Annotated in this window: 25 protein-coding genes; all 25 read right to left on the minus strand. The window is 61.9% G+C overall.

Annotation, left to right across the window (positions count from 1 at the left end; translation table 11 throughout):
- Positions 1-3 precede the first annotated feature (3 nt).
- Positions 4-375: a phosphoribosyl-ATP diphosphatase gene (locus CSQ92_RS26035; protein ID WP_070257793.1), complete on the minus strand. Its 372-nt coding sequence runs from the start codon at positions 373-375 to the stop codon at positions 4-6.
- Positions 372-809: a phosphoribosyl-AMP cyclohydrolase gene (gene hisI / locus CSQ92_RS26040; protein ID WP_034753847.1), complete on the minus strand. Its 438-nt coding sequence runs from the start codon at positions 807-809 to the stop codon at positions 372-374. The genes CSQ92_RS26035 and hisI overlap by 4 nt, the downstream gene beginning before the upstream one ends.
- 34 nt (positions 810-843) lie before the next feature.
- A complete protein-coding gene (gene hisF, locus CSQ92_RS26045) occupies positions 844-1,605 on the minus strand; it encodes an imidazole glycerol phosphate synthase subunit HisF (protein ID WP_034753845.1) in 762 nt (253 codons plus the stop codon).
- A 60-nt stretch (positions 1,606-1,665) separates the two neighbouring features.
- Positions 1,666-2,439, minus strand: a complete 774-nt coding sequence (gene hisA / locus CSQ92_RS26050; protein ID WP_034780937.1) for a 1-(5-phosphoribosyl)-5-[(5-phosphoribosylamino)methylideneamino]imidazole-4-carboxamide isomerase — start codon at positions 2,437-2,439, stop codon at positions 1,666-1,668.
- A gap of 55 nt (positions 2,440-2,494) precedes the next feature.
- Positions 2,495-3,133 (minus strand): imidazole glycerol phosphate synthase subunit HisH, encoded by a 639-nt coding sequence (hisH, locus tag CSQ92_RS26055; RefSeq protein ID WP_080753288.1) that lies wholly within the window; start codon positions 3,131-3,133, stop codon positions 2,495-2,497.
- 38 nt (positions 3,134-3,171) lie between these two features.
- A complete protein-coding gene (gene hisB, locus CSQ92_RS26060) occupies positions 3,172-3,762 on the minus strand; it encodes an imidazoleglycerol-phosphate dehydratase HisB (RefSeq protein WP_010402123.1) in 591 nt (196 codons plus the stop codon).
- A gap of 19 nt (positions 3,763-3,781) precedes the next feature.
- Positions 3,782-4,876 carry a histidinol-phosphate transaminase gene (hisC, locus tag CSQ92_RS26065; protein WP_099395785.1) on the minus strand — a complete coding sequence of 365 codons (1,095 nt, stop codon included), beginning with the start codon at positions 4,874-4,876 and terminating at the stop codon, positions 3,782-3,784.
- Positions 4,877-4,909: 33 nt separating this feature from the next.
- Positions 4,910-5,842, minus strand: a complete 933-nt coding sequence (locus CSQ92_RS26070; protein ID WP_373606066.1) for a DNA-methyltransferase — start codon at positions 5,840-5,842, stop codon at positions 4,910-4,912.
- Positions 5,839-7,164, minus strand: a complete 1,326-nt coding sequence (gene hisD / locus CSQ92_RS26075) for a histidinol dehydrogenase (RefSeq protein WP_099395786.1) — start codon at positions 7,162-7,164, stop codon at positions 5,839-5,841. The genes CSQ92_RS26070 and hisD overlap by 4 nt, the downstream gene beginning before the upstream one ends.
- Positions 7,165-7,190: 26 nt before the next feature.
- Positions 7,191-7,859, minus strand: coding sequence for an ATP phosphoribosyltransferase (hisG, locus tag CSQ92_RS26080; protein ID WP_034780945.1), 669 nt, complete (start codon positions 7,857-7,859; stop codon positions 7,191-7,193).
- A 12-nt stretch (positions 7,860-7,871) separates the two neighbouring features.
- Complete coding sequence (gene murA / locus CSQ92_RS26085; RefSeq protein ID WP_034780946.1) at positions 7,872-9,122, minus strand: UDP-N-acetylglucosamine 1-carboxyvinyltransferase; 1,251 nt, start codon at positions 9,120-9,122, stop codon at positions 7,872-7,874.
- A gap of 4 nt (positions 9,123-9,126) precedes the next feature.
- Positions 9,127-9,363 carry a BolA family protein gene (locus tag CSQ92_RS26090; protein ID WP_034753824.1) on the minus strand — a complete coding sequence of 79 codons (237 nt, stop codon included), beginning with the start codon at positions 9,361-9,363 and terminating at the stop codon, positions 9,127-9,129.
- 46 nt (positions 9,364-9,409) lie between these two features.
- Complete coding sequence (locus tag CSQ92_RS26095; RefSeq protein WP_034780947.1) at positions 9,410-10,171, minus strand: ABC transporter permease; 762 nt, start codon at positions 10,169-10,171, stop codon at positions 9,410-9,412.
- Entirely contained in the window at positions 10,168-11,085 is a 918-nt protein-coding gene (locus CSQ92_RS26100; RefSeq protein ID WP_034780948.1) for an ABC transporter ATP-binding protein, read from the minus strand. Before CSQ92_RS26100 ends, CSQ92_RS26095 begins: the two co-directional genes overlap by 4 nt.
- A gap of 211 nt (positions 11,086-11,296) precedes the next feature.
- Positions 11,297-11,644, minus strand: a complete 348-nt coding sequence (locus tag CSQ92_RS26105) for an STAS domain-containing protein (protein WP_034780949.1) — start codon at positions 11,642-11,644, stop codon at positions 11,297-11,299.
- Positions 11,645-11,696: 52 nt separating this feature from the next.
- Positions 11,697-12,332: an MlaC/ttg2D family ABC transporter substrate-binding protein gene (locus tag CSQ92_RS26110; protein ID WP_034780950.1), complete on the minus strand. Its 636-nt coding sequence runs from the start codon at positions 12,330-12,332 to the stop codon at positions 11,697-11,699.
- Positions 12,333-12,403: 71 nt separating this feature from the next.
- Positions 12,404-13,288, minus strand: a complete 885-nt coding sequence (locus CSQ92_RS26115) for an MlaA family lipoprotein (protein WP_070257788.1) — start codon at positions 13,286-13,288, stop codon at positions 12,404-12,406.
- Positions 13,285-13,755 (minus strand): outer membrane lipid asymmetry maintenance protein MlaD, encoded by a 471-nt coding sequence (gene mlaD, locus CSQ92_RS26120; protein WP_034753810.1) that lies wholly within the window; start codon positions 13,753-13,755, stop codon positions 13,285-13,287. Before mlaD ends, CSQ92_RS26115 begins: the two co-directional genes overlap by 4 nt.
- Positions 13,756-13,834: 79 nt before the next feature.
- A complete protein-coding gene (gene mlaE, locus CSQ92_RS26125; RefSeq protein ID WP_034780952.1) occupies positions 13,835-14,617 on the minus strand; it encodes a lipid asymmetry maintenance ABC transporter permease subunit MlaE in 783 nt (260 codons plus the stop codon).
- Positions 14,614-15,423, minus strand: coding sequence for an ABC transporter ATP-binding protein (locus CSQ92_RS26130; protein WP_034781028.1), 810 nt, complete (start codon positions 15,421-15,423; stop codon positions 14,614-14,616). The genes mlaE and CSQ92_RS26130 overlap by 4 nt, the downstream gene beginning before the upstream one ends.
- Before the next feature lie 260 nt (positions 15,424-15,683).
- On the minus strand, positions 15,684-17,147 hold the full coding sequence (locus CSQ92_RS26135) for a glutamate synthase subunit beta (protein WP_070257787.1): 1,464 nt from the start codon (positions 17,145-17,147) through the stop codon (positions 15,684-15,686).
- Between the two features lie 79 nt (positions 17,148-17,226).
- The gene (locus tag CSQ92_RS26140) at positions 17,227-21,927 is read right to left on the minus strand and encodes a glutamate synthase-related protein (protein WP_034780954.1); all 4,701 of its coding nucleotides are present in this window, start codon (positions 21,925-21,927) and stop codon (positions 17,227-17,229) included.
- Positions 21,928-22,121: 194 nt separating this feature from the next.
- The gene (locus CSQ92_RS26145) at positions 22,122-22,829 is read right to left on the minus strand and encodes a transposase (RefSeq protein ID WP_099395787.1); all 708 of its coding nucleotides are present in this window, start codon (positions 22,827-22,829) and stop codon (positions 22,122-22,124) included.
- 299 nt (positions 22,830-23,128) lie between these two features.
- Positions 23,129-23,809 carry a response regulator transcription factor gene (locus CSQ92_RS26150; RefSeq protein ID WP_034780956.1) on the minus strand — a complete coding sequence of 227 codons (681 nt, stop codon included), beginning with the start codon at positions 23,807-23,809 and terminating at the stop codon, positions 23,129-23,131.
- A gap of 137 nt (positions 23,810-23,946) precedes the next feature.
- Positions 23,947-25,074, minus strand: coding sequence for a PAS domain-containing sensor histidine kinase (locus CSQ92_RS26155; protein ID WP_099395788.1), 1,128 nt, complete (start codon positions 25,072-25,074; stop codon positions 23,947-23,949).
- Positions 25,075-25,091 lie beyond the last annotated feature (17 nt).

Raw genomic sequence — 25,091 nt, forward strand, 5'->3', positions numbered from 1 at the left:
AGGTCAGTGTTTGTCTGTCTCGCCGGCGTCGCGCAGCTCATCCTTGCGCGCCGCCTTTTCTTCCAGGCCGGACAGGCCTTCGCGGCGCGCCAGCTCGTCGAGCACCTGCTGCGGCGTCAGGTCGAACTGCGCCAGCATCACCAGCGAGTGGAACCACAGGTCGGCGCATTCATACAGAACCTTCGACGAGTCGTTGTCGCGGCGCGCATCCTTGGCGGCCATCACGGTTTCCGTCGCCTCTTCGCCGATTTTTTTCAGGATGGCGTCATCGCCCTTGGCAAACAGGCGCGCGACATACGACGTGGCGGGGTCGCCGCCATTGGCCAGCTTGCGCGATTCGATCACGGCGGCCAGGCGTTTTAACGTTTCACTCATTTGCTCTTGCTTTCCGCGTAAATCGTCTCGGGGTCTTTCAGGACGGGGTCGGTGACTTGCCATTCACCCGTTTTTTCATCGCCTTCGAACTTCTGGAAGAAGCACGAATGGCGGCCCGTATGGCAGGCGATGCCACCCGCTTGCTCGATTTTCAGCAAGACCACGTCTTCGTCGCAATCGAGGCGGATTTCCAGCACCTTTTGCGTGTGGCCCGATTCTTCGCCCTTGTGCCACAGTTTCTTGCGCGAACGGCTCCAGTACACGGCCTCGCCCAGCTCCACCGTGCGCGCCAGCGCGTCGCGGTTCATCCAGGCGAACATCAGCACGTCATTGCTGCCCGCTTCCTGCGCGATCACGGGCACCAGGCCGTGCTCGTCCCATTTGACCTTTTTCAGCCACTTGGCATTGCTTGCTACGATGGTTCCGTTTTGCATGTTCTTCTATCCTGCCTGTATTTACTGCTGATCTTTACGCCAGGCGCATGGGAATGCCCTGCTGCGCCATGAAACGCTTGGCTTCCTGTACCGTGTGCTGGCCATAGTGGAAGATGCTGGCGGCCAGCACGGCGTCCGCGCGGCCCACCTTGATGCCATCGACCAGATCCTGCAAGCCGCCCACGCCGCCCGACGCGATGACAGGGATGCTGACGGCGTCGGACACGCCGCGCGTCAAGCCCAGGTCGAAGCCGACCTTGGTGCCATCGCGGTCCATGCTGGTGAGCAAGATTTCGCCGGCGCCCAGGCTTTCCATTTTACGCGCCCACTCGAACGCGTCCAGGCCCGTGGCAGTGCGTCCGCCATGGGTAAACACTTCCCACTTGCCGGGCGACACCTGCTTGGCGTCGATGGCGACGACGATGCATTGCGAGCCGTGCTTTTGCGAAGCTTCGTACACCAGTTGGGGATTCGTCACGGCCGAGGTGTTGATGCTGACCTTGTCGGCGCCCGCGTTGAGCAGCCGGCGCACGTCTTCCACCACGCGCACGCCGCCGCCCACGGTCAGCGGAATGAACACTTGCGACGCCACGGCTTCGATGATGTCGAAGATCAGGCCGCGGTTGTCGCTGGACGCGGTAATGTCGAGGAAAGTGATTTCATCGGCGCCCTGCTCGTCATAACGGCGGGCAATTTCCACCGGGTCGCCGGCGTCGCGCAATTCCGTGAAATTGACGCCTTTGACAACGCGGCCATTCGTCACGTCGAGGCAGGGGATGATACGTTTTGCAAGCATGATGGTATCCAGATTGTCGCCAGGCCAGGGCATGCACGCGCACGCCCCGGCCAGGCAGGCTTAAACGGCGGCGTCGGTCAGTTCGTCGGCGCGTTCCTGCGCCTGCGCCAGGTCTATCGTGCCTTCATAGATGGAACGGCCGCAGATCACGCCTTCGATGCCTTCGGCCTGGACCGCGCACAGCGCTTCCACGTCGCCGATATTGTGCAGGCCGCCCGAGGCGATGACGGGGATCTTGACGGCTTGCGCCAGCTTGACGGTGGCCTCGATATTGATGCCGCCCATCATGCCGTCGCGGCCGATGTCCGTATAGATGATCGATTCGACGCCGTAGGCTTCGAATTTTTTCGCCAGGTCGATCACTTCGTGGCCCGACATCTTGCTCCAGCCATCCGTTGCCACTTTGCCATCCTTGGCATCGAGACCGACGATGATGTGGCCCGGGAAGGCGCTGCAGGCGTCGTGCAGGAAACCGGGGCTTTTCACGGCCGCCGTGCCGATGATGATGTAGGTGATGCCGGCGTCGAGGTAGCGCTCGATGGTGTCGAGGTCACGGATGCCGCCGCCCAGCTGCACGGGGATTTCCTCGATGTCGTTTTCCACGGCGAAATCCTGCACGGCTTTCAGGATGGCCTTGACGGCGCCTTCGTTCTTCGGCTTGCCGGCAAAGGCGCCGTTCAAGTCGACCAGGTGCAGCCGGCGCGCGCCTTGCATCAGCCAATGGCGGGCCATGTCGGCCGGGTCTTCGGAAAATACAGTGGCGAGTTCCATATCGCCTTGTTTCAGGCGTACGCAGTGACCGTCTTTCAGGTCGATGGCGGGAATAAGCAGCATGGTCAGTGTGGTTTAAAAGTGAGTGAGAGGCGGAAAAAAAGCCGGAGAGCCAACGTTAAGGTTGCCAGTGAACGAAGTTCTTGTACAGCTGCAAGCCAGCGGCAGCACTTTTTTCAGGGTGAAACTGTGTCGCGAAAATATTATCACGGGCGACGGCGCAAGCGAACGGCGCACCATAGACAGTCTCGCCCACCGTGTGCGCCGCCTCTTGAGGTTGAGCAAAATAGCTGTGCACGAAGTAAAAATACGCGTTGTCGGCAATGCCATCCCACATGACATGGGACGCCGTCTGCCGCACTTGGTTCCAGCCCATTTGCGGCACCTTGAAGCGCGAGCCATCTTCCTGCACCTGGCCGTCGAGCTGAAAGCGCACGACTTTGCCTGGCAACAAGCCCAGACCGGCCGCATTGCCCTCTTCGCTGCCGTCGAACAACATTTGCTCGCCGATGCATACGCCCAGCACGGGCTTGCTGTCGGCGGCGCGCAGCAGCGCTTCGAGCACGCCCGATTCGCGCAGGCTGCGCATGCAGTCAGGCATGGCGCCCTGGCCCGGCAAGACGATGCGGTCGGCGCTGTCGATATCTTCCACCGTGCCGGAAATACGTACGTCGGCTTCCGGCGCCACGGCGCGCAGCGCTTGCGCTACCGAGCGCAAATTGCCCATGCCGTAATCCACCACCACAATTTTATTCATGTTTGATCCCGGAATCTACAATATAGCGAGAGCGGCGCTTACAGGCTGCCCTTGGTCGATGGAATGATGCCGGCCGCGCGCTCGTCGAGCTCGGCAGCCATGCGCAGCGCGCGGCCAAAGGCCTTGAACACGGTTTCGCATTGATGGTGGGCATTCGTGCCGCGCAGGTTGTCGATATGCAATGTCACGCCCGCATGGTTGACGAAGCCGCGGAAAAATTCCAGGGTCAGGTCGACGTCGAAGCCGGCGATCATGGCGCGCGTAAACGGGATGTGGTATTCGATGCCCGGGCGGCCCGAGAAATCGAGCACCACGCGCGACAGCGCCTCGTCCAGCGGCACATACGCGTGGCCGTAGCGGCGGATGCCCTTCTTGTCGCCGATGGCCTTGGCCACGGCCATGCCCAGGGTGATGCCCACGTCTTCCACCGTATGGTGGTTGTCGATATGCACGTCGCCCGTCGCTTCGATATCCAGGTCGATCAAGCCGTGGCGGGCGATCTGGTCCAGCATATGGTCGAGGAAGGGCACGCCCGTATTGAGCTTTTGCTGGCCCGTGCCGTCCAGGTTGAGGGCGACGCGAACTTGCGTCTCATTGGTGTTGCGCGTGATTTCTGCGGTGCGGTTCATGGGAGGCTCTGGCGATAGGCTAAACGAGGGATGCCTTGAAGGCATCGTAAAAAAGGGAATTTTCTTCCGGGGTGCTGACGCTGATGCGCAGGCAATTGGCCAGCGCAACATGCATTTTACTCATATTTTTAATTAAAACCCTGCGGGCAAGCAGTTTTGCGCAAACATCGTCGGAATCAGCCACACGAATCAGAAGAAAATTTGCCTTCGAGGGAAACACGGTCACGCCGGGCAGTTCCGCCAGGCGCAGCGCCAGGTCGTCGCGCGCGCTGTTGAGCAGGGCCGCCTGGGCATTGAGCACGTCGAGATGATCGAGCGCGAATTCGGCCGCCGCCTGCGTCAGCACATTCACGTTATACGGCGGGCGCACTTTTTCAAATTGCGCCAGCAGGGCCGGCGCGGCCGACATGTAGCCGAGGCGGATGCCGGCCAGGCCCAGTTTCGACACGGTGCGCATCACCACCAGGTTTTCGAACTCGGGCAGGCGGCCCATGAAGCTGTGCTGCGCGAACGGCTCATACGCTTCGTCGACGACGGCGATGCCCGTGTCGCCCAGGGCCGCCAGGATGCGTTCGATATCGGCAGCGGCAAACAGGTTGCCCGTCGGGTTGTTCGGATAGGCGAGGAAGACCAGCGCCGGACGGTGCTCTTCGATCGCCGCCAGCATGGCCGGCATGTCCAGGCTGAAGTCGGCCTGCAAGGGCACGCCGACGAAATCCATGCCGGCAAACTGCGCCGAGCGCGCATACATGACGAAGGCGGGCACGGGCGCCAGCAGCACGGCGCGCTTGCCCGGCTCCTGGCGGGCGCATGCCATGGCCAGGATGGAAATGAGTTCATCGGAGCCGTTGCCCAGCATGACGTCAAAGCCGGCGGGCACGCCCAGCTTGGCGCAGATGGCCGCCTGCAGGCTGGCGTACGACGGTGGATAGCGGTTCAGCGCCACGCCGGCCAGGCGCGCGCCCAGCTCCTCGCGCAGATGCTGCGGCAGCGGATACGGGTTTTCCATCGCATCGAGTTTGATGTAACCGCTGGCATCGGCTACCTGGTAGCTTTTGACGGCCCGCACATCGGAGCGCACGGTGTTGCTGATTAACTGATCGAGGAAAGACATGCTGCAAACACTCCTGATGGAATTAAATGGAGACTAAATGACGACGTCTTCCGGCACGGCGGCGCTGCGCGCCTTGCGGGCCGGCGCTTTTTTCACGGCGGGCGGTTTCTTCACGGCGGCCGGTTTTTTGGCCGCTGCCGGTTTCTTCGCTGCCGCCTTGGCGGGCTTGGTCGCGGCCGGCGCGGCCAGTTCCTGCGTCAATGCCGCCAGCCGCTGTTCGATGATGGCGCAGTAGTCGGGGTTCAGTTCAAAGCCGACGAAATCGCGCCCGCAGCGCTTCGCAGCCAGGGCCGTGGTGCCGCTGCCCATGAACAGGTCGAGCACCACGCCGCCGGGCGGGCACGACGCCTTGAGCATGCGCTCGATGATCTCGAGCGGCTTTTGCGTCGGGTGGTCGGCCCGTTCCGGGTGTTCCTTGTGCAGGCGCGACACGCTCCACAAGTCTTTCGGGTTGTAGCCCACTTCCAGCCATTTCGCGCCGATGAAGATCGAGCGTGAACGGGCTTTCTTGGTGGCCGCGTCGTAGGCGATGCGCACCGCGTCAAGGTCGAAGTAGTAATCCTTGCGCTTGACGAAGAAGCCGATGGTGTCGTGCACCGATGAAAAGCTGCGCACGCTGCCGCCCATGGACGGCACGCGGCGGTCCCAGATGATTTCATTCATCATCGCCATGCGCTGTTTCAGCATGACGAAGATCTCTGGCGAATAGCGCCAGGTGAGGAAGATATACAGGCTGCCGTTGGCTTTCAGCTTGGGCAGCGCCGCATCGATCCATTCTTCCGTCCAGCACAGGTAGTCGGCCACCGACTGCTGGTCCGAGGCATTGCCGTAATCCTTGCCCAGGTTGTACGGCGGATCCGTCAGGATCAGGTCCACCGAGCCATCGGGAATGCGCGCCAGCCCTGCCAGCGCATCTTCGCAATAGACCCGGTTGACCCAGTCCGGCTGCTCCGCCATATTCGTCATGGCTGCGGCTTCAGACGCAGTTCGGCGCTGCGTGCGTGCGCTTGCAAGCCTTCGCCATACGCCAGCGTGGCGGCGACGCGGCCCAGGGTTTGCGCGCCCGCTTCACTGACGTGAATGATGGACGAGCGCTTCTGGAAATCGTACACGCCCAGCGGCGACGAAAAGCGCGCCGTGCGCGAAGTCGGCAGCACGTGATTGGGACCGCAGCAATAGTCGCCCAGCGATTCGGACGAGAAGCGGCCCAGGAACATGGCGCCCGCATGGCGAATCTGCTCGGCCCACTGCTGCGGGTTTTCCGCCGAGATTTCCAGGTGTTCCGCGGCGATGCTGTTGGCGATCTCGCACGCTTCCTCCATGCTGCGCACCTTGATCAGCGCCCCCCTGTCCTGCAGCGAGGTGCTGATGGTGGCCTGGCGCGGCATCGTCGGCAGCAGCTTGGCGATGCTCTCTTCGACTTGGGCGATGTAGTCGGCGTCAGGGCACAGCAGAATCGCCTGCGCCAGTTCGTCGTGCTCGGCCTGCGAAAACAGATCCATCGCGACCCAGTCCGGGTCCGTCGTGCCGTCACACAGCACCAGGATTTCCGATGGCCCGGCAATCATGTCGATGCCGACGATGCCGAACACGCGGCGCTTGGCGGCGGCCACATAGGCGTTGCCGGGGCCGACGATTTTATCCACGGCGGCAATCGTCTGCGTGCCGTAGGCCAGCGCGCCAACGGCCTGCGCGCCGCCGATGGTGATCACGCGCGTCACGCCGGCAATCGCCGCGGCGGCCAGCACCATCTGGTTTTTCACGCCGTCCGGCGTCGGCACCACCATGATGATCTCGCCCACGCCCGCCACGTGTGCGGGAATGGCGTTCATCAGCACGGACGACGGGTAGGCGGCCTTGCCGCCCGGGACGTAGATGCCGACCCGGTCGAGCGGCGTGATCTTCTGGCCCAGCACAGTGCCATCGGGCTCGGTATAGGTAAAACCGCGCAATTCCTCGCGCTGGCGTTCGTGGAAGGCGCGGATGCGCTGTGCGGCGATCTGCAGCGCCTCGCGCTGCGCCGATGGCAAGCCGTTCAGGGCCGCCTGCAATTCGGCTTGCGAAATATCAAAGGCCGCCATTTCCGCCGCGCCGCCATGCGGGATGCGGTCGAAACGGTTGGTGTATTCCAGTACGGCGGCATCGCCGCGCGTTTTCACATCGGCCAGGATTTTCGCGACCGACATTTCAATCGCTGCATCGGTGCCCGCCTCGAACGCCAGCAGCGTGTCGAGCGATTGTTGGAAACCATCCTGGCTTGAATCGAGCTTGCGTATCTGTATCGGCATAATCGGCTTTCTGCTACTGAATGTGTCTAGGCTTGCGAGGCGCGTTCAAACGCCTCGATAATCGGCTGCAAGCGCTCGCGCTTGAGCTTGAGCGCAGCCTGGTTGACCACCAGGCGCGACGAGATTTCCATGATGTGCTCGACCTCGACGAGGTTATTCGCGCGCAAGGTGCTGCCCGTGCTGACCAGGTCGACGATGGCATCGGACAAGCCGACCAAAGGCGCCAACTCCATCGAGCCATACAGCTTGATCAGGTCGACGTGCACGCCCTTGGCGGCGAAGTGCTCGCGCGCCGTGTGCACGAACTTGGTGGCCACGCGCAGGCGCGCGCCCTGGTGCACGGCCTTTTCGTAATCAAAACCGGCCTGCACCGCCACCGACATGCGGCAGGCAGCGATATTCAGATCGATCGGCTGGTACAGGCCTTCGCCGCCGTGTTCGAGCAGGACATCCTTGCCCGCCACGCCGAAATCGGCCGCGCCGTACTGCACGTAGGTCGGCACGTCGCTGGCGCGCACGATGATGACGCGCACGTTCGGATCGTTGGTGGCCAAAATCAGCTTGCGCGAGGTCTCCGGGTTTTCCAGCACCCGGATGCCGGCCGCTTCCAGCAGCGGCATGGTGTCCTCAAAAATGCGGCCTTTCGAGAGCGCCAGTATCAGCTGCGAATTGTCGCCCGTGTTCGATCCGTTCATGCTCGTTCCTTGTTATTTGATGCGTACGATGTTCGCGCCGACGGCGGAGAGCTTCACTTCCATGCGGTCGTAGCCGCGGTCGAGGTGATAGATGCGGTCGATCAGCGTTTCGCCGTCGGCGGCCAGGGCCGCGATCACCAGCGACGCCGAGGCGCGCAGGTCGGTCGCCATCACGGGCGCGCCGCGCAGCTGCTTGACGCCGGCGATGATGGCCGTGTTGCCCTCGATGGTGATGTCGGCGCCCAGGCGGTTCATTTCCTGCACGTGCATGAAGCGGTTCTCGAAAATCGTCTCGGTGACGCGGCTGGCGCCGTTGGCGATCGTGTTCACGGCCATGAACTGCGCCTGCATGTCGGTCGGGAAGCCCGGGTATTCCGTGGTGCGGAAGCTGACGGGGTTCGGACGTGCCGACATCTCGGCGCGGATCCAGTCGGCGCCGAAGGTCATCGTCAGGCCCATGGCGCGCAGCTTGTCGAGCGCCGCGTCGAGGATATCGGTGCGCACATTGCGCAGGGTGATGTCGCCGCCGGTGGCCGCCACGGCGCACAGGAAGGTGCCCGTTTCGATACGGTCGGCGATCACCGCGTGGGAAGCGCCGTGCAAGGCGTCCACGCCCTGGATCACCAGGCGGCTGGTGCCGATGCCGTCGATCTTCGCGCCCATGGCCACCAGCAGGTGCGCCAGGTCGGTCACTTCCGGTTCGCAGGCGGCGTTTTCCAGGATGGTCTCGCCTTCGGCCAGGGTCGCGGCCATCAGCAGGTTCTCGGTGCCGGTGACGGTGATCATGTCGGTGACGATGCGCGCGCCTTTCAGCTTGGCGCACTTGGCGTAGATGTAGCCCGCCTCGATGCGGATCTCGGCGCCCAGCGCTTCCAGGCCCTTGATGTGCTGGTCGACGGGGCGCGAACCGATGGCGCAGCCGCCCGGCAGCGAGACCTTGGCTTCGCCGAAGCGCGCCAGCATGGGGCCCAGCACGAGGATCGAGGCGCGCATGGTTTTCACCAGTTCATACGGCGCTTCCAGGGTGTCGATGGCGCTGCCGTTGAGGACCACGCGGTCGCCGTCCTGCCGCACTTTCAAGCCCGTCTGGCCCAGCAGTTTCAACATGGTGGCCACGTCGTGCAAATGCGGCACGTTGGTCAGGTCCAGGTCGCCCGCGGTCAGCAGACCGGCGCACAGGATGGGCAGGGCGGCGTTTTTCGCGCCGGAGATGGCGATGTCGCCGTTCAGGCGGTTGCCGCCGTTGATGAGGAGCTTGTCCATGTGCTTATCCTTGGAATTCTTCAGGTGTCAGGGTTTTCATCGACAGCGCGTGGATTTCTTCGCGCATGCGGTCGCCCAGCGCCGCGTAGACGATCTGGTGGCGCTGGATCAAACGCTTGCCGGCAAACGCGGGCGAGACGATCACGGCCTGGAAGTGCTGGCCATCGCCCTCCACTTCGAGGTGCGTGCATTCGAGGCCGGCCGACAGATAGCCGTGGATCAGTTCTGGAGTGGTGGTCACGATAAGTCCTTGATATTGAATAATGTAGTGATGGGGTGTGCCGCAATTAGTGGCGTAATCGGTAACCGCTTTTCAGCAGGCGGATCGACGCCAGCGCCAGAATCACGAGGAAGCCGGCGACGATGGACAGGCTGAGCCACGGGCTGACGTCGGACACGCCGAAGAAGCCGTAGCGGAAGCCGTCGATCATGTAGAAGAAGGGGTTCAGGTGCGACACCGTCTGCCAGAATGGCGGCAGCGAATGGATCGAATAGAACACGCCCGACAAGAAGGTGGCCGGCATGATCAGGAAGTTCTGGAAGGCGGCCAGCTGGTCGAATTTCTCGGCCCAGATGCCGGCGATCAGGCCCATGGTGCCCAGCATCGCGGCGCCAAGAAACGCGAAGACGACGATCCACAGCGGCGCGACATACGACAGGTCGGCGAACCAGCAAGTGATGGCAAACACGCCAAAGCCCACGGCCAGGCCGCGCGCGACGGAAGCGAGTACATACGCCGAGAAGATTTCCCAGTGCGACAGGGGCGTCAGCAGCACGAACACCAGGTTGCCCGTGATCTTCGACTGGATCAGCGAGGACGAGGAATTGGCAAACGCGTTTTGCAGCACGCTCATCATCACCAGGCCGGGGATCAGGAAGGCCGTGTAGCTGACGCCGGGACTCGGCTCCACGCGGCCATCGAGCACATGGCCGAATACCAGCAGGTACAGCATCGACGTGAGCACGGGCGCGGCCACGGTTTGCGTCGCCACTTTCCAGAAGCGCAGCGTCTCTTTGTAGACGAGGGTGCGAAATCCTGTCGAAATCATACGGTACCTTTATCCATGATCTGCAAGAAGATATCTTCCAGGTCGGCTTGTTGCAATTGCATTTCATCGATCTCGGTGCCCGCTTCGCGCAGGCGGGCGAGGATTTTTTCGACTTCGCTGTATTCGTTGACGCGCAGGCTGAACTTGTTCGGCGCCTGCTGTTCTTCCGGGTGCAGCACCAGGTGCTGCAGGTCGGCCGGCAAGGCGCCGTGTTTCAGGTGCACCTGCAGCTGCGAGCCGGCGATGCGGCGGATCAGGGCCGACATGGTGTCGAGCGCCACCACCTTGCCCGTCTTCAGCATGGCCACGCGCTGGCACATGGCTTGCGCCTCTTCCAGGTAGTGGGTGGTCAGGACGACCGTGTGGCCGCCTTCGCGGTTCAGGCGCGAGATGAACTTCCACAGAGTCTGGCGCAGTTCCACGTCGACGCCGGCAGTCGGCTCATCGAGCACGATCACGGGCGGCTTGTGCACCAGCGCCTGGGCCACCAGCACGCGGCGCTTCATGCCGCCGGACAGGGCGCGCATATTCGTGTCGGCCTTGCCGGTGAGGTCGAGGTTTTCCATGACCTCGTCGATCCACTTGTCGTTGTTCGGCAGGCCGAAGTAACCGGACTGCAAACGCAGGGTTTCGCGCACGGTGAAGAACGGGTCGAACACCAGTTCCTGCGGCACCACGCCCAGGTTGCGGCGCGCATTGCGGAAGTCCGTGACGACATCGTGGCCGTGGATCTTGACGGTGCCCGCGTCGGGGCGTATCAGGCCGGCGATGATGGAAATGAGGGTCGTCTTGCCGGCGCCATTCGGGCCGAGCAGGCCGAAAAATTCGCCTTCCTCGATGGCCAGCGACACGCCGCCCAGCGCCTTGAGCGATTTATAGCTCTTTTCTACATTCGTTATTTGAATTGCGGTCATGTGCTTGTTTCAAGTGTAATGCGTCTGGTGTGATGCGCCAGTTGCCGGAGACATCCAGGCCGGCAGGCCGGTGCAGGGCGCCGCCTTCAGGCGAGGACGGCGCAACAGTCAATTATAGTTGGAAAATTCGTGGAACACTTGGAGATCAATCCGGCGGCGCTGCTGGCCTGCCGGCTTGAAAGCTACTGCTGATGCGGGGAGTGGGACAGGATCAATGATGATGCAGGTCGGACGGGCTGCGTTCGGCGTGGCCGCCGGCGCTGGCGCAGTCGTCGGCGCTCAGGGTGCTCGAGACGAGCGAGCAGACGCCATACAGCTTGGTGAGGTTTTTCAGGTTGTTCGGCAGGTTTTTCAGCTCCAGCACGCCGCCGGCATCCTGCGCGGCGCGTTGCCACGTCAGCATGACGGAGACGGCTGCCGAATCGACGGCCTTGACGTTGCGCAAGTCAAACTTCGTCTGCCCCGAGCGGATGGCGTCCAGACCCTGCTCCAATGCCGAAGTGGCATTGTGCACGGTCAGGGAAGTCAGGGACTGCAAGGTGTCGAGAGAGTCTGGCATGGCGTCGGGCTGCGCTGGTCTGGAGCTGGGTCAGGAGCTATATGATAGCCGATTATTTGGCTTTGGCAGCGGGACGGCTGGCCAGGGCCTTGTTTTTCGCGGCCAGGGTCTTGATCAGGCCATCGATGCCGCCTTTGCTGATCTCGCTGGCAAAGCTGCTTTTGTACGTTTCCACCAGCCACGCGCCAAGCACGTTGATGTCATAGATCTTCCAGCCGGACGGGGTTTTCGCCACGCGGTAGTTCAGGGGCACCGGTTCGCCGCGCGCCACGTTCACCTGCGAGCGCACCTCCACTTCCGTATCGCTAGGATCGGCGCGCAGCGGCTTGAATTCCACGGTCTCGTTCTTGATCTGCGACAGGGCGCCCGAGTACGTGTAGATCAGCAGGGTGCGGAATTCCGCGGCCAGCTGCTTTTGCTGGTCGGGCGTGGCATCGCGCCAGTGGCGGCCAGCGGCCAGGGCCGTCATGCGCTGGAAATCCACGTACGGCAAGATCTTGCTTTCCACCAATTCCGTGACGCGCTTGATATCGCCAGCCTGGATGGCCTTGTCCGACTTGGCCGTGTCGATCACGTCCTGGCTGATGCGTTTGACCAATACGTCCGGCGCTTCCACGGCGGGGGCGGCCTGGGCGGCGGTGGCAAAGGCGATGGTGGCCATCGCCAGCAGTTGTTTCATCAATTTCATGGTTTACCTTTCATGGTGTTGCTATGCACCGGCTGGCGTTGATCGCAGCCGTGGTGTTCCTGTACCGGAGTTTACTCCTGCGACTTGGCCTCGGATGCAACGGTATTGCTACCAGATGTTACGAGGTCCGCAGGTGCCAGCTGGGCGGCAACCTTGGCGGGCGGCGCTTCTACCGGGGCCGCCTGGGGTTTCGCATCGTACTCCGGCTCGTAATCGCTGGTGTCGTTTTTTGGCACTTTGCGGTCGCGGCGGTCCGTATCGCCATCGAAAACCTTGCTTTCGCGCGCCTGCAGGAAGCCGTCGCGGATGAATTCATAACGGTCGAGCGCGGCGGCTTCCATCAGGTTGGTCGCGTCGAGCAGCGCAGCGCGCTTGTCGACCACGCGCGTCACCGTGCCGATATTGCGCACATTGACCGGATCCTTGTAGCGCCATGGGTCGCCCGCGATATCGAGCGGCAGGGCCGCCGTGTCGCGCACGGTCGATGGGCCCAGCAGCGGCAGCATCACGTACGGACCAGACTGGACGCCATACCAGCCCAGGGTCTGGCCAAAGTCTTCGCTATGCTTGGGGATGCCCGCCTGCGAGGCGATATCGATCAGGCCAAGGATACCGAAAGTCGAGTTCATGCTGACGCGCACGACGTCTTGCAAGCCCGCTTCACCTTTGCCTTGCAATAAGTTGTTTACGGCGCTCCACACGTCGGACAAGTTGCCGAAGAAGTTGCCCACGCCCGTTTGCACGAACGATGGCGTGACTTTCTTGTAAGCCGTGGCGACCGGTTTCAGGGCCACCTGGTCAACGGTGTCGTTGAACTTGAACATGGCGCGGTTATACCCTTCCAGCGGGTCGCGCGGGTTGGTGCCGGTGGCGCAAGCGCTCACGCTGGCGGCGATGGCCATGGCCAGGCCGATACGTACCAGGCTGCCTTGGGATTGCTTGGTCGACTCGCTCATTTGCTGTCCTTTCCTTCCGCTGCCTTGCTGTAGATGAACTGATTGATCAGGTCTTCCAGCACTGTGGCCGATTGAGTACGGGCGATCTTGTCGCCCTCTGCCAGGTTCGCCAAATCGCCGCCTGCTTCCAGGCCGATATATTGCTCACCCAGCAAACCGGCCGTCAAAATCTTGGCCGAGCTGTCTTTCGGAAATTTGTAGCCATCTTCGATGTCGAGTTTCACCAGCGCCTGGTAGGTCTTGTCGTCAAAGACGATTTCCGAGACCCGGCCCACGACCACGCCGGCACCCTTGACGGGCGCCTGCGGCTTGAGGCCGCCAATATTGTCGAACTTGGCGCTAATGGTATACGTCTTGCTGAAAGACAGCGAGCTCATATTGCCGGCCTTGAGCGCCAGAAACATCAATGCCGCCACACCCAGCAAGACGAACAAGCCGACCCAGACATCCAAAGATTTACGTTGCATAAACAATCCTAAATAATTTTTACTTGCTGCCGCCTGCGCAACATCTTGCCCAGGCCCGCTGTTTGTAGCTGATCGGCAATTACTTGCTAAACATCAACGCCGTCATCATGAAATCGAGCCACCACACCATCAACGATGAAATGACCACCGTGCGCGTGGTGGCGCCGGACACGTCTTCCGGCGTCGGCTGTGCCTGGTAACCCTGGAACAGCGCGATGAAGGTCACGGCAATACCGAACACCAGGCTCTTGATGGTGCCATTGCCGACTTCCTTCCAGACATCCACGCCGCCTTGCATCTGCGACCAGAACGAGCCTTCATCGACGCCGATCAGCACCACGCCGACCAGATAGCTGCCGATGATGCCGACGGCCGTAAAGATGGCGCCCAGGATCGGCATGGCGATCACGCCGGCCCAGAAACGGGGCGCCAGCACGCGCTGGATCGGGTTTACGGCCATCATTTCCATGGCCGACAATTGCTCGCCCGCCTTCATCAGGCCGATTTCCGCCGTCAGCGACGTGCCGGCGCGGCCCGCGAACAGCAGCGCCGTGACGACCGGGCCCAGTTCGCGCGTCAGGGACAGCGCCACCAGCAAGCCCAGCGACTGTTCGGCGCCGTACGTGGTCAAGGTGTAATACCCTTGCAAGCCCAGCACCATGCCGACAAACAGGCCGGAGACGGCGGTAATCACCAGAGAGCGGTTACCGATAAAAAACAGTTGCTCAATCACCAGACGCGGACGGCGCCACAGCCCGCCCGACGAGGCGATGATGATAAAAAACGAACGCACGGCAAAGCCGAGGTCTTGTACCGAATTGCGCAACCATGCACCGATCGCCGCCAGGAAACGCGCGATCATCGGCCGCCCCCCGTCTGCAGACCCAGGTCGTCGGCCAGCGACTTGCCCGGATAATGGAACGGCACGGGGCCATCGGCCTCGGCATTGACGAACTGCTTGACGTACGGATGCGTCGACACGGCCATCTCGGCCGGCGTGCCGTGCGCCACGATCTTGCCCGATGACAGAAAATAGACATAATCAGCGATGGCGAAACACTCCTTCACATCGTGCGATACCAGGATAGACGTGGAGCCCAGCGCATCGTTCAGATTGCGGATCAAATTCGCCGTCACGCCCATGGAAATCGGGTCCAGGCCGGCGAACGGCTCGTCATACATGATCAGTTCGGGGTCGAGCGCGATGGCGCGCGCCAGCGCGACGCGGCGGCCCATGCCGCCCGAGATCTCGGCCGGCTTCAATTGCGCCGCATTGCGCAGTCCCACGGCGTGCAGCTTCATCAGCACCAGGGTGCGGATCAGCTCTTCATTCAAGTCCGTATGTTCGCGCAGGGGAAACGCCACGTTCTCGAACGCCGTCAAGTCCGTAAACAGGGCGCCGTGCTGGAACAGCATGCCCATCTTGCGGCGCAGCTGGTATAACTCGTCGGTCCCCAGCGTATGCACGATCTGCCCGTCGACATTCACGGAACCGGAACTGGGGCGTAGCTGCCCGCCGATTAGGCGCAATACGGTCGTCTTGCCACTGCCGGAGCCACCCATGACGGCCACAACTTTTCCACGTGGGAAATCCATTTGAAGGCCCGATAAAATCGAACGTTCTCCATAGGCAAAGTGTAAATCACGGATCTCAACAAGATTTGGCACGACGAAGCTCACTATTTTAATGGCGTATTGTAGTGCAGAAACGCCAACCTCTGCTGAGACACCCCTTGGGACAGCCCCGTAAAGGGGAAGAATACAACACTAATGAATCGAAAGTCAGATATTGTAGTGGAAATTCGGCCGCCACATCGCGTCCCTGCCCGATGGCATGCATGGCTGTTGACTTGACAAGTAAAAAGAACAAAGGCCACGTCGCGATCCGCGCCGTGGCCTTGGCAAAAAAACGAACAATTGCTCGTTTTTTAGCGCGGCAGCAGGGATGCGCCCATCAGGAACTCATCGACGGCGCGCGCGCACTGGCGCCCTTCGCGGATGGCCCAGACCACCAGCGACTGGCCACGGCGCATGTCGCCTGCCGCAAACACCTTGGCCACCGACGTCTGGTAGCAGCCGGCGCCATCCGTTGTCGCCTTGACATTGCCGCGCGCATCCGTATCGACGCCGAACGCTTCCAGCACTTGTTGCACGGGGGAAACAAATCCCATGGCCAGGAAGACCAGATCCGCCTTCATCTCGAATTCCGAGTTCGGCACTTCGCTCATCTTGCCGTCCTTCCACTCGACGCGGCAGGCGATCAGCTTTTCCACCTTGCCGCCCTTGCCTTCGAAACGCTTGGTGGCCACGGCCCAGTCGCGCTCGCAGCCTTCCTCGTGCGAGGACGAGGTGCGCAGCTTGGTCGGCCAGTAAGGCCAGACCAGCGGCTTGTTTTCCTGTTCCGGCGGCTGCGGCATCAGTTCGAACTGGGCCACCGAGGCGGCGCCATGGCGGTTCGAGGTGCCGACGCAGTCGGAACCCGTGTCGCCGCCGCCGATCACCACCACGTGCTTGCCCGTCGCCTTGATCTGGTCCTTGAGCTTGTCGCCCGCGTTGACCTTGTTTTGCAGCGGCAGGAAATCCATGGCGAAATGCACGCCTTTCAGCTCGCGGCCCGGCACGGGCAAGTCGCGCGGCTGCTCGGCGCCGCCGGCCATGATGACGGCGTCGAATTCTTTTTCCAGGTCTTCCGGGAAAATGGTTTCCTTGGCCCAGTTGTTGACGTGGGCAGGGAAATCCTTGCCGACCAGCACGCTGGTGCGGAAGACCACGCCTTCGGCTTCCATCTGTTTCACGCGCAGGTCGATGTGCGATTTTTCCATCTTGAAGTCAGGGATGCCGTAACGCAGCAAGCCACCGACCCGGTCGCTCTTTTCAAAAACGGTGACGGCATGGCCGGCGCGCGCCAGCTGCTGCGCCGCCGCCAGGCCCGCAGGGCCGGAACCGACGATGGCCACTTTCTTGCCGGTGCTGAATCCCGCCGGCTGCGGCGTGACCCAGCCGTGTTCCCAGCCCATGTCGATGATTTTATGTTCGATCGACTTGATGCCGACCGGATCTTCGTGGATGCCCAGGGTGCACGCCGATTCGCACGGCGCCGGGCAGATGCGGCCCGTAAATTCCGGGAAGTTATTCGTCGAATGCAAGATGTCCAGCGCTTCGCGGTAGGCGCCGCGGTACACCAGGTCATTCCAATCGGGAATGATGTTATTCACGGGGCAACCCGTAGTACAGAAGGGAATGCCGCAATCCATGCAGCGCGCGCCTTGCACGGTCGCTTGCGCGTCCGACAGGTGCAGCACGAATTCCTTGTAGTTCTTCAGACGCGCGGCAGGCTCCAGATAGTGTTCGTCCTGGCGCTTGAATTCCATGAAGCCGGTAATTTTACCCACGATGTTTCCTTTGTATTTGCTGGCTGGGAGCGGCTTGGCCGCTCCCTGTCATTGCTCTATGCGATTGATCTTGGCTGGCTCAGGCGGCGACGGCTTGGACTTCCATGGCGGCATCGGCAGCCATTTCAATCAGCGCGCGCTTGTATTCGTTCGGGAAGACTTTCACGAACTTGCCGCGCGCCGCGGCCCAGTCGTCCAGCAGGACACGGGCGCGGGTGCTGCCCGTGTGCTTGAAGTGACGCTCGATCAGGCGCTTGAGGATGACCTCGTCGGCTTCCGGCACGCCGTCGCGGTGCTGCGTATGCCAGGCATCGCGGTCGAGATGCTGTTCCGCTGCGGACACGACCTTGTCCAGGCTGACCATGGCCGTGTTGCACTTGCTGGCAAAGTCGCCGGCCGGGTCATACACATAGGCGATGCCGCCCGACATGCCGGCCGCGAAGTTGCGTCCCGTGTTGCCCAGGACCACCACCGTGCCGCCCGTCATATATTCGCAGCCATGGTCGCCCAGGCCCTCGACCACCGTGGTGGCGCCCGAGTTGCGCACGGCAAAGCGTTCGCCGGCCACGCCATTGAAAAAGGCTTCGCCGGCGATGGCGCCGTACAGCACCGTATTGCCGATGATGATGTTATCCACGGCCCAGCCACGGAATTCCGTATTCGGCCGCACGATGATGCGCCCGCCCGACAGGCCCTTGCCCACGTAATCGTTGCCCTCGCCCACCAGGTCGATCGTGATGCCGTGCGCCAGGAAGGCGCAGGCCGACTGGCCCGCCGTGCCTTGCAGCTGGATGTGGATGGTGTCGTCCGGCAAGCCGGCATGGCCGTATTTCTTCGCCACTTCACCGGACAGCATGGTACCCACCGTGCGGTTCAGGTTGCGCACGGGCGAGATGAAGGAGACGCGCTCGCCCTTCTCCAGCGCCGCGCGCGCTTGCGCGATCAGCTTGTGGTCGAGCGCTTTTTCCAGCGCATGGTCCTGGAATTCCACGTGGCGACAGGCTTGGCCATCCGGCGTTTCCGGTTTGTGGAAGATGGCCGAGAAGTCCAGGCCCTGCGCCTTCCAGTGCGAAATCGCCTTCGACTTGTCCAGCAAGTCCACGCGGCCGATCAGTTCGTCATATGTGCGGATGCCCAGCTGCGCCATCAATTGACGGGCTTCTTCGGCAACGAAGAAGAAGTAATTGACGACATACTCGGGTTTGCCCGAGAACTTGGCGCGCAGCACAGGATCTTGCGTGGCAACGCCTACCGGGCAGGTATTCAAGTGGCATTTGCGCATCATGATGCAGCCCTCGACCACCAGCGGCGCCGTGGCGAAGCCGATCTCGTCGGCGCCCAGCAGGGCGGCGATGACCACGTCGCGGCCCGTCTTCATCTGGCCGTCGGCCTGCACGCGGATGCGGCTGCGCAAGCCGTTCAGTACCAGCGTTTGTTGCGTTTCTGCCAGACCCAGCTCCCACGGCGTGCCCGCATGTTTCACGGACGACAATGGCGAAGCGCCCGTGCCGCCGTCATGGCCGGCGACGACCACGTGGTCGGCTTTCGCCTTGGTGACGCCGGCAGCCACCGTGCCGATGCCCACTTCCGACACCAGCTTCACGGAGATCGAAGCGCGCGGATTGGCATTCTTCAAGTCATGGATCAGCTGCGCCAGATCTTCAATCGAATAGATGTCGTGGTGCGGCGGCGGCGAAATCAAGCCCACGCCCGGCACGGAAAAGCGCAGGCTGGCGATGTATTCCGACACTTTATGGCCCGGCAACTGGCCGCCTTCGCCCGGCTTGGCGCCCTGCGCCATCTTGATCTGGATCTGGTCGGCCGAATTCAGGTAGGCGGCCGTGACGCCGAAACGTCCCGACGCCACCTGCTTGATGCGCGAACGCATGGAATCGCCTTCCTGCAGCGGAATGTCGACGACGATCTGCTCGGCGCCCACGACGGAAGCCATGGTGTCGCCCTGGCGGATCGGGATACCCTTCAATTCCTGCGTGTAGCGGTTCGGATCTTCGCCGCCCTCGCCCGTGTTCGACTTGCCGCCGATGCGGTTCATGGCCACGGCCAGCGTGGCGTGCGCTTCCGTGCTGATCGAGCCGAGCGACATCGCGCCCGTGGCAAAGCGCTTGACGATTTCCTTGGCCGGTTCCACTTCATCGAGCGGGATGGCCTTGGTCGGGTCGAGCTTGAACTCGAACAGGCCGCGCAGGGTCAGGTGGCGACGGCTCTGGTCGTTGATGATTTGCGCATACTCTTTATAGCTGGAGAAATTGTTGCTGCGCGTGGAATGCTGCAGCTTGGCAATCGCGTCCGGCGTCCACATGTGGTCTTCGCCGCGCACGCGGAATGCATACTCGCCACCCGCGTCGAGCTTGTCGGCCAGCACGGGATCGTTGCCGAAGGCCAGCGCGTGCAGGCGCAGCGCTTCTTCCGCCACTTCAAACACGCCGATGCCTTCCACGTTCGAGGCCGTGCCCTTGAAGTATTTGTCGACCAGCGATTTATTCAAGCCGATGGCTTCGAAGATTTGCGCGCCGCAGTACGACATGTACGTCGAAATGCCCATCTTCGACATGACCTTCATCAAGCCTTTGCCCACCGCCTTGGTGTAGTTGTAGATGGCTTTGTCGCCCGACAAGTCGCCTGGCAAGCCGTGCGCCATCTCGACCAGGGTTTCCATGGCCAGATATGGGTGGACGGCTTCCGCGCCGTAGCCGGCCAGCAAGGCGAAGTGGTGCGTTTCGCGGGCCGAGCCCGTTTCCACGACGAGGCCGGTGGAGGCGCGCAAGCCCTTGCTCACCAGGTGCTGATGCACGGTGGAGGTGGCCAGCAGCGCGGGGATCGCCACCTGGTCGGCGCAAATGGCGCGGTCCGAGACGATCAAAATATTGTGGCCCGACTTGACGGCGTCGACGGCTTCCGCGCACAGCGAGGCCAGGCACGCTTCCACGCCTTCCTTGCCCCAGGCCAGCGGGTAGCAGATGTCCAGTTCGTACGACTTGAACTTGCCGCCCGTGTGGGCGCTGATGTTGCGCAAGCGGGCCATGTCGTCAAAGCCCAGCACGGGCTGCGCCACTTCCAGGCGCATCGGCGGGTTGACGTTATTCGTATCGAGCAAGTTCGGTTTCGGGCCGATGAAGGACACGAGCGACATCACCATCGCTTCGCGGATCGGGTCGATCGGCGGATTCGTCACTTGCGCGAACAGTTGCTTGAAGTAGTTATACAGCGGTTTGAGCTTGTTCGACATGACGGCCAGCGGCGAGTCATTGCCCATCGAGCCCGTCGCCTCTTCGCCGGCCACGGCCATGGGCGCCATGAGGAATTTCAAGTCTTCCTGCGTATAGCCGAACGCCTGCTGGCGGTCGAGCAACGATGGCTGCTCTTTTTCGCCTTGCGCGCGGTCCAGCTTGGCTTGTCCTTCGGCCAGCTTGATCTCGTCGAGCTTGATGCGCACCGAGTTGATCCACGCTTTATATGGCTTGGCGTTGGCGTAGGTGTTTTTCAGTTCCTGGTCGTCGATGATGCGGCCCGCTTCCAAGTCGATCAGGAACATCTTGCCAGGCTGCAAGCGCCATTTCTGGATGATCTTCGACTCGGGAATCGGCAGCACGCCCGATTCCGACGCCATCACCACCAGGTCGTCGTCCGTGACGATGTAGCGCGCGGGACGCAAGCCGTTGCGGTCCAGGGTACCGCCGATGTGGCGGCCGTCCGTGAACGCCATGGCGGCGGGGCCGTCCCACGGTTCCATCATGGCCGCGTGGTATTCATAGAAGGCGCGGCGGTTGTCGTCCATCGTCGTGTGGTTTTCCCACGCTTCCGGAATCATCATCATCATCGCCTGGGCGATCGGGTAGCCGGCCATCAACAGCAGTTCCAGCGCATTATCGAAGCACGCCGTGTCGGACTGGCCTTCATAGATCAGGGGGAACAATTTTTGCAGGTCGTCGCCCAGCACGGCCGACTTCATCACGCCTTCGCGCGCGCGCATCCAGTTGAAGTTGCCCTTGACGGTGTTGATCTCGCCGTTATGCGCGATCAGACGGTACGGGTGGGCCAGCGGCCATTCCGGGAAAGTATTCGTCGAGAAACGCTGGTGCACGAGGGCCAGGGCCGAGATGCAGCGCGCATCCTGCAAGTCCTTGTAATACACGCCCACCTGGTCGGCCAGCAGCAAGCCCTTATAGACAATGGTGCGCGCCGACATCGACGGCACGAAGAATTCCTTGCCGTGCAACAGTTTCAAGGCCTGGATGGCGTGGCCCGACGATTTGCGGATCACATACAGTTTGCGCTCGAGCGCGTCGGTGACCATGATGTCCGGGCCGCGGCCGATGAAAATCTGGCGGATGACCGGTTCCTTGGCGCGCACGGTGGGCGACATCGGCATGTCCGTATCGATGGGCACGTTGCGCCAGCCCAGCACGACTTGTCCCTCGATGCGCACGGCGCGTTCGATTTCCTGTTCGCACGCGATGCGCGACGCATGTTCCTTCGGCAAGAAGACCATGCCCACACCGTATTCGCCAGGCGGCGGCAATTCCACGCCCTGCTTGGCCATTTCTTCGCGGTAGTACTGGTCGGGAATCTGGATCAGGATGCCGGCACCATCGCCCATCAGCGCATCGGCGCCCACGGCGCCCCGGTGATCGAGGTTTTTCAGAATCAGCAAACCCTGTTCGACGATCGAATGGGTCTTGTTGCCCTTGATATGGGCGACGAAACCGACGCCGCAGGCATCGTGTTCATTGGCTGGGTCGTACAGGCCTTGCGCTTTCATGGGCTTCTCCGCTGCATATGACTATCGAAAAACTAGAGTAGTGCAACGCAACAAAAAACTCAACCAGAAAAATTAGGGTCGGAGTCGAATTAAATTCGATTCCGTCGCTCTAAAAATTTAATAGGGACATAGTCAAAGCAATTTCAATAAAACGTGAGAAAGAAACCATTTTTTGTTTTAAATGCGAATGCTTTTCAATTGGCGTCCGCGTCGGCCACGATTTTGCGGGGACGGCCCCGCTTGGCCGGCAGCACTTGCCGCTGCATTTTGTGCTCCAGCGCCTGCTTGAAAGCGTCGGAACCCAGCGGCCAGCCCTTCAATACAGCCTCTTCCACCACCTTGACCTGGCTGCGGCCCAGGCCTTGCTCGAACAGGCGCAGATAGGCCGCTTCGCGGTCGAACGGCGTATTGCCGAGCGCCCAGTACAGCGCATGGTCGGTGATGACGGGATCGGGACGCACGCCCGCATGGTGGGCATAGCTGGACCAGCTATAGTCCAGCGTCTGGCCCGCCAAACCCGTTTGCACGGGTACGCATTCCAGGTAGCGGCAGCAAGTGAGGAAGAAATTGTCGGGATCGATGACGGAAGTTTTGTAGCGTCCCTGCCACAGTGCCCCCTCGCGGCCGTATTTCTGGTTGAAATACGGCACGTAATAGCGTCCCAGCCACTGCATCAGCTGCCCCAGACCCGTCGCATCGCTGGGCGTGGCCAGCAAATGTAGCTGATCAGGCAATAAAACGTAGGCATGGATGGCCACCTTGAACATTTTTGCCCCGGTTTTCAGCCAGGAAAGGAATTGCGCGTAGTCGGCCGCATCCTGGAACACGCTCTGGCGGTTGCTGCCGCGCTGGATCACATAATGGGGTAGTGCTGGAATAATGAGGCGGGGTAAACGGGCCATGGCGGAATCGGTAAAAAGAAGGCTAAGACCTTGATTTTACACACTTGTGCGCGCAAGGCGCGACTCTGACCCTGTTTTATTTGAGATGCAGAAAAAAGCGGTTGACTCCGTCCCTTAATTTCAGAGCAGAATACTCATGCGCCGTCGCAAACGGCAAGTGAATAGTTCCAGCGGCCACCATTGTCGAGACAGCTGTCGATTTTCCATTCCTGACGCAGCAACAGGACCGCACAGGACAAGCCAACGATCAGCAATAGCCCAAGCAGAACACGCCATTTCATCCCGACCGCCTCTGCTGGTCAGGACAAATTGAAACTGGCCGACAAACTGTAGCCTTCGCCATACGCGCTGCGCAGCGGCAAGTCCTGGCCCAGGCCCGTCTTGGCTTTCTTGCGCAGGCGATACACGAGCATGTCGACCCGGCGGCCCGCATCGGGATCTTCGCCGCCCATGCCGGCCACGATGACGTCGCGCGGCACCGGGCGGGTATTGATGGTGAGCAAGTGCAGGAAGTTGAATTCTTTTTCCGTCAGGGCGATGACTGAACCCATCAGCTCAAGTTGGCGCGCGCTGACCTTCAAGGTCCACTTGCCCGGCTCGGGCACGGGATCTTGCGGGCCGACGCGGCGGTCGAGCGCTTCGATGTGGGCGGCCAATTCGGGGAATTTGATCGGCTTGGTCAGATAGTGGTCGGCACCCAGGCGCAAGCCCAGGATGCGGCTGTCGAAAGCGACACGCCCCGTCAGCACCAGCACGCCAATTTGCGGATACAGCTGGCGCATGCGGGGAATGACGTTGAAGCCATCCTCATCGGGCAAGCCCAGGTCCAGTACCACCACGCCAACATTACCATGGCTCAACGCCGTCCACATCCCGCCAGCGGAGCTGGTGATATGAACTTCGTGTTCGAGCTCAACGAGAAACTCCGCCATGTCTTCGGCGTAGTCCAGATTGTCTTCGACGATCAGTATTTTCGTCATTGCAACGCCATTCTTCCGTTAGTGAGCTACCGTGGGCAAACCATGCCATTCACTTCTACACCATGATGGACGGCACAATAGGTTTACGTCAAGGAATTATCACGGTTGCCTTCAGCGGAAGCAAGGCTTTTCCTTGTCTAGACAGGAAGCGGCAGCCAAATGCGGAAAAGTGCCCCGCCTTCGGGCAGATTATGCCCCTGCAAACTCCCGCCATGCACGTCCACCACGGCGCGCGCCATGTACAGGCCCAGTCCCGCGCCCGGATGCGTGGCATAGGTTCCACGGCTTCCTTTTTCGAACAACTGCGCCAGTTCGTCTTCCCGCAAGCCAGGCCCCGCATCGCGCACGCACAGGGCCACGCCGCCCTCGGGCACCAGCTTGGCCGACACGGTGATGGCACTGCCAGGCGGGCTGAACTTGACGGCGTTGTCGAGCAGGATTTTCAGGCACAGCGCCATGCCGGGCACGTCGCAGCGCAACCTGGCCGGCAAGTCCTCGTCCAGTTCCAGCTGCACGCGGTGGCTGGCCGGCACGGTGGCGGCCGCCTGTTGCAGCAGGGCCAGCGGCGCGATGCCGTCGGCGGCCCGCTCGCGGCCGATGGCCGCCATGCGTTCGGGTGACAAATAATCGTCAATCATGGACAACAAACGGTCGACGGCCGTCTGGATTTTCACGTAGCGCTTGCGCGTGGCCTCGTCCGCCTCGGTGGACGTCGAGACGAGGCGCTGGATGGCGCCATCAATCGTGGCCAGCGGCGTGCGGAATTCGTGCGACAGCATCGAGGCAAAGCGCTTCTGCTCCTTTTCCCGCTCGGCTTCCTGCGCCTGGACGGCGCTGACGTCGCGCACCGTGCCCGCCAAGGTCAAGCCCCGCCCTGCCGCCGCAGGCACGATGGTGGAGTGGATTTCCAGGGCCAGCTGGTGGCCGTCGGCGTGCGGCAATTCCACTTCGCGCAACAGGGTCAAACGGCTGGCGTCGCCATCGCGCCAGCGCTGCAGCCGGGCCGGCACGTCCGCCGCCAGCTGCGCCGCGTGCGCGCGCAAGGCAGGCAAGTCGTGGCCCGTCAGGCGCTGCGCGGCGGGGCTGATGTAGAGCAATTCCAGGGTCGTGGCGTCGAGCAGGAAGGCCGCGTCGCGCCCGTGCTCGGCCAGCAGGCGGAACTGCGTTTCGCCCGCCCGCGCGCGCAGCAGGGCGCGACGCAACTGGACGAAGCGCAGCGCCATGAGGATGGCGCCGGCAAGCAGCAGAAGGAGAAAGGGCAGCATGCGTTATACCTGGCAAG

The organism is Janthinobacterium sp. BJB446 (genome assembly GCF_002735655.1).
Taxonomy (GTDB): domain Bacteria; phylum Pseudomonadota; class Gammaproteobacteria; order Burkholderiales; family Burkholderiaceae_D; genus Janthinobacterium; species Janthinobacterium lividum.

Coding starts and splice junctions, on each gene's coding strand:
- hisC (WP_099395785.1), bottom strand. CDS start 4,876: ATGTCTTTCCTCGATCAGTTAATCAGCAACACCGTGCGCTCCGATGTG.
- CSQ92_RS26035 (WP_070257793.1), bottom strand. CDS start 375: ATGAGTGAAACGTTAAAACGCCTGGCCGCCGTGATCGAATCGCGCAAG.
- CSQ92_RS26095 (WP_034780947.1), bottom strand. CDS start 10,171: ATGATTTCGACAGGATTTCGCACCCTCGTCTACAAAGAGACGCTGCGC.
- hisH (WP_080753288.1), bottom strand. CDS start 3,133: ATGAATAAAATTGTGGTGGTGGATTACGGCATGGGCAATTTGCGCTCG.
- hisI (WP_034753847.1), bottom strand. CDS start 809: ATGCAAAACGGAACCATCGTAGCAAGCAATGCCAAGTGGCTGAAAAAG.
- mlaE (WP_034780952.1), bottom strand. CDS start 14,617: ATGATCGCGCGTTTCCTGGCGGCGATCGGTGCATGGTTGCGCAATTCG.
- hisG (WP_034780945.1), bottom strand. CDS start 7,859: ATGAACGGATCGAACACGGGCGACAATTCGCAGCTGATACTGGCGCTC.
- CSQ92_RS26110 (WP_034780950.1), bottom strand. CDS start 12,332: ATGAAATTGATGAAACAACTGCTGGCGATGGCCACCATCGCCTTTGCC.
- CSQ92_RS26070 (WP_373606066.1), bottom strand. CDS start 5,842: ATGACGAATATGGCGGAGCAGCCGGACTGGGTCAACCGGGTCTATTGC.
- CSQ92_RS26140 (WP_034780954.1), bottom strand. CDS start 21,927: ATGAAAGCGCAAGGCCTGTACGACCCAGCCAATGAACACGATGCCTGC.
- CSQ92_RS26115 (WP_070257788.1), bottom strand. CDS start 13,288: ATGAGCGAGTCGACCAAGCAATCCCAAGGCAGCCTGGTACGTATCGGC.
- hisB (WP_010402123.1), bottom strand. CDS start 3,762: ATGAACCGCACCGCAGAAATCACGCGCAACACCAATGAGACGCAAGTT.
- hisD (WP_099395786.1), bottom strand. CDS start 7,164: ATGCCGATACAGATACGCAAGCTCGATTCAAGCCAGGATGGTTTCCAA.
- murA (WP_034780946.1), bottom strand. CDS start 9,122: ATGGACAAGCTCCTCATCAACGGCGGCAACCGCCTGAACGGCGACATC.
- hisA (WP_034780937.1), bottom strand. CDS start 2,439: ATGCTGCTTATTCCCGCCATCGACCTGAAAGACGGTCACTGCGTACGC.
- CSQ92_RS26100 (WP_034780948.1), bottom strand. CDS start 11,085: ATGACCGCAATTCAAATAACGAATGTAGAAAAGAGCTATAAATCGCTC.
- CSQ92_RS26155 (WP_099395788.1), bottom strand. CDS start 25,074: ATGCTGCCCTTTCTCCTTCTGCTGCTTGCCGGCGCCATCCTCATGGCG.
- mlaD (WP_034753810.1), bottom strand. CDS start 13,755: ATGCAACGTAAATCTTTGGATGTCTGGGTCGGCTTGTTCGTCTTGCTG.
- CSQ92_RS26105 (WP_034780949.1), bottom strand. CDS start 11,644: ATGCCAGACTCTCTCGACACCTTGCAGTCCCTGACTTCCCTGACCGTG.
- CSQ92_RS26150 (WP_034780956.1), bottom strand. CDS start 23,809: ATGACGAAAATACTGATCGTCGAAGACAATCTGGACTACGCCGAAGAC.
- hisF (WP_034753845.1), bottom strand. CDS start 1,605: ATGCTTGCAAAACGTATCATCCCCTGCCTCGACGTGACGAATGGCCGC.
- CSQ92_RS26145 (WP_099395787.1), bottom strand. CDS start 22,829: ATGGCCCGTTTACCCCGCCTCATTATTCCAGCACTACCCCATTATGTG.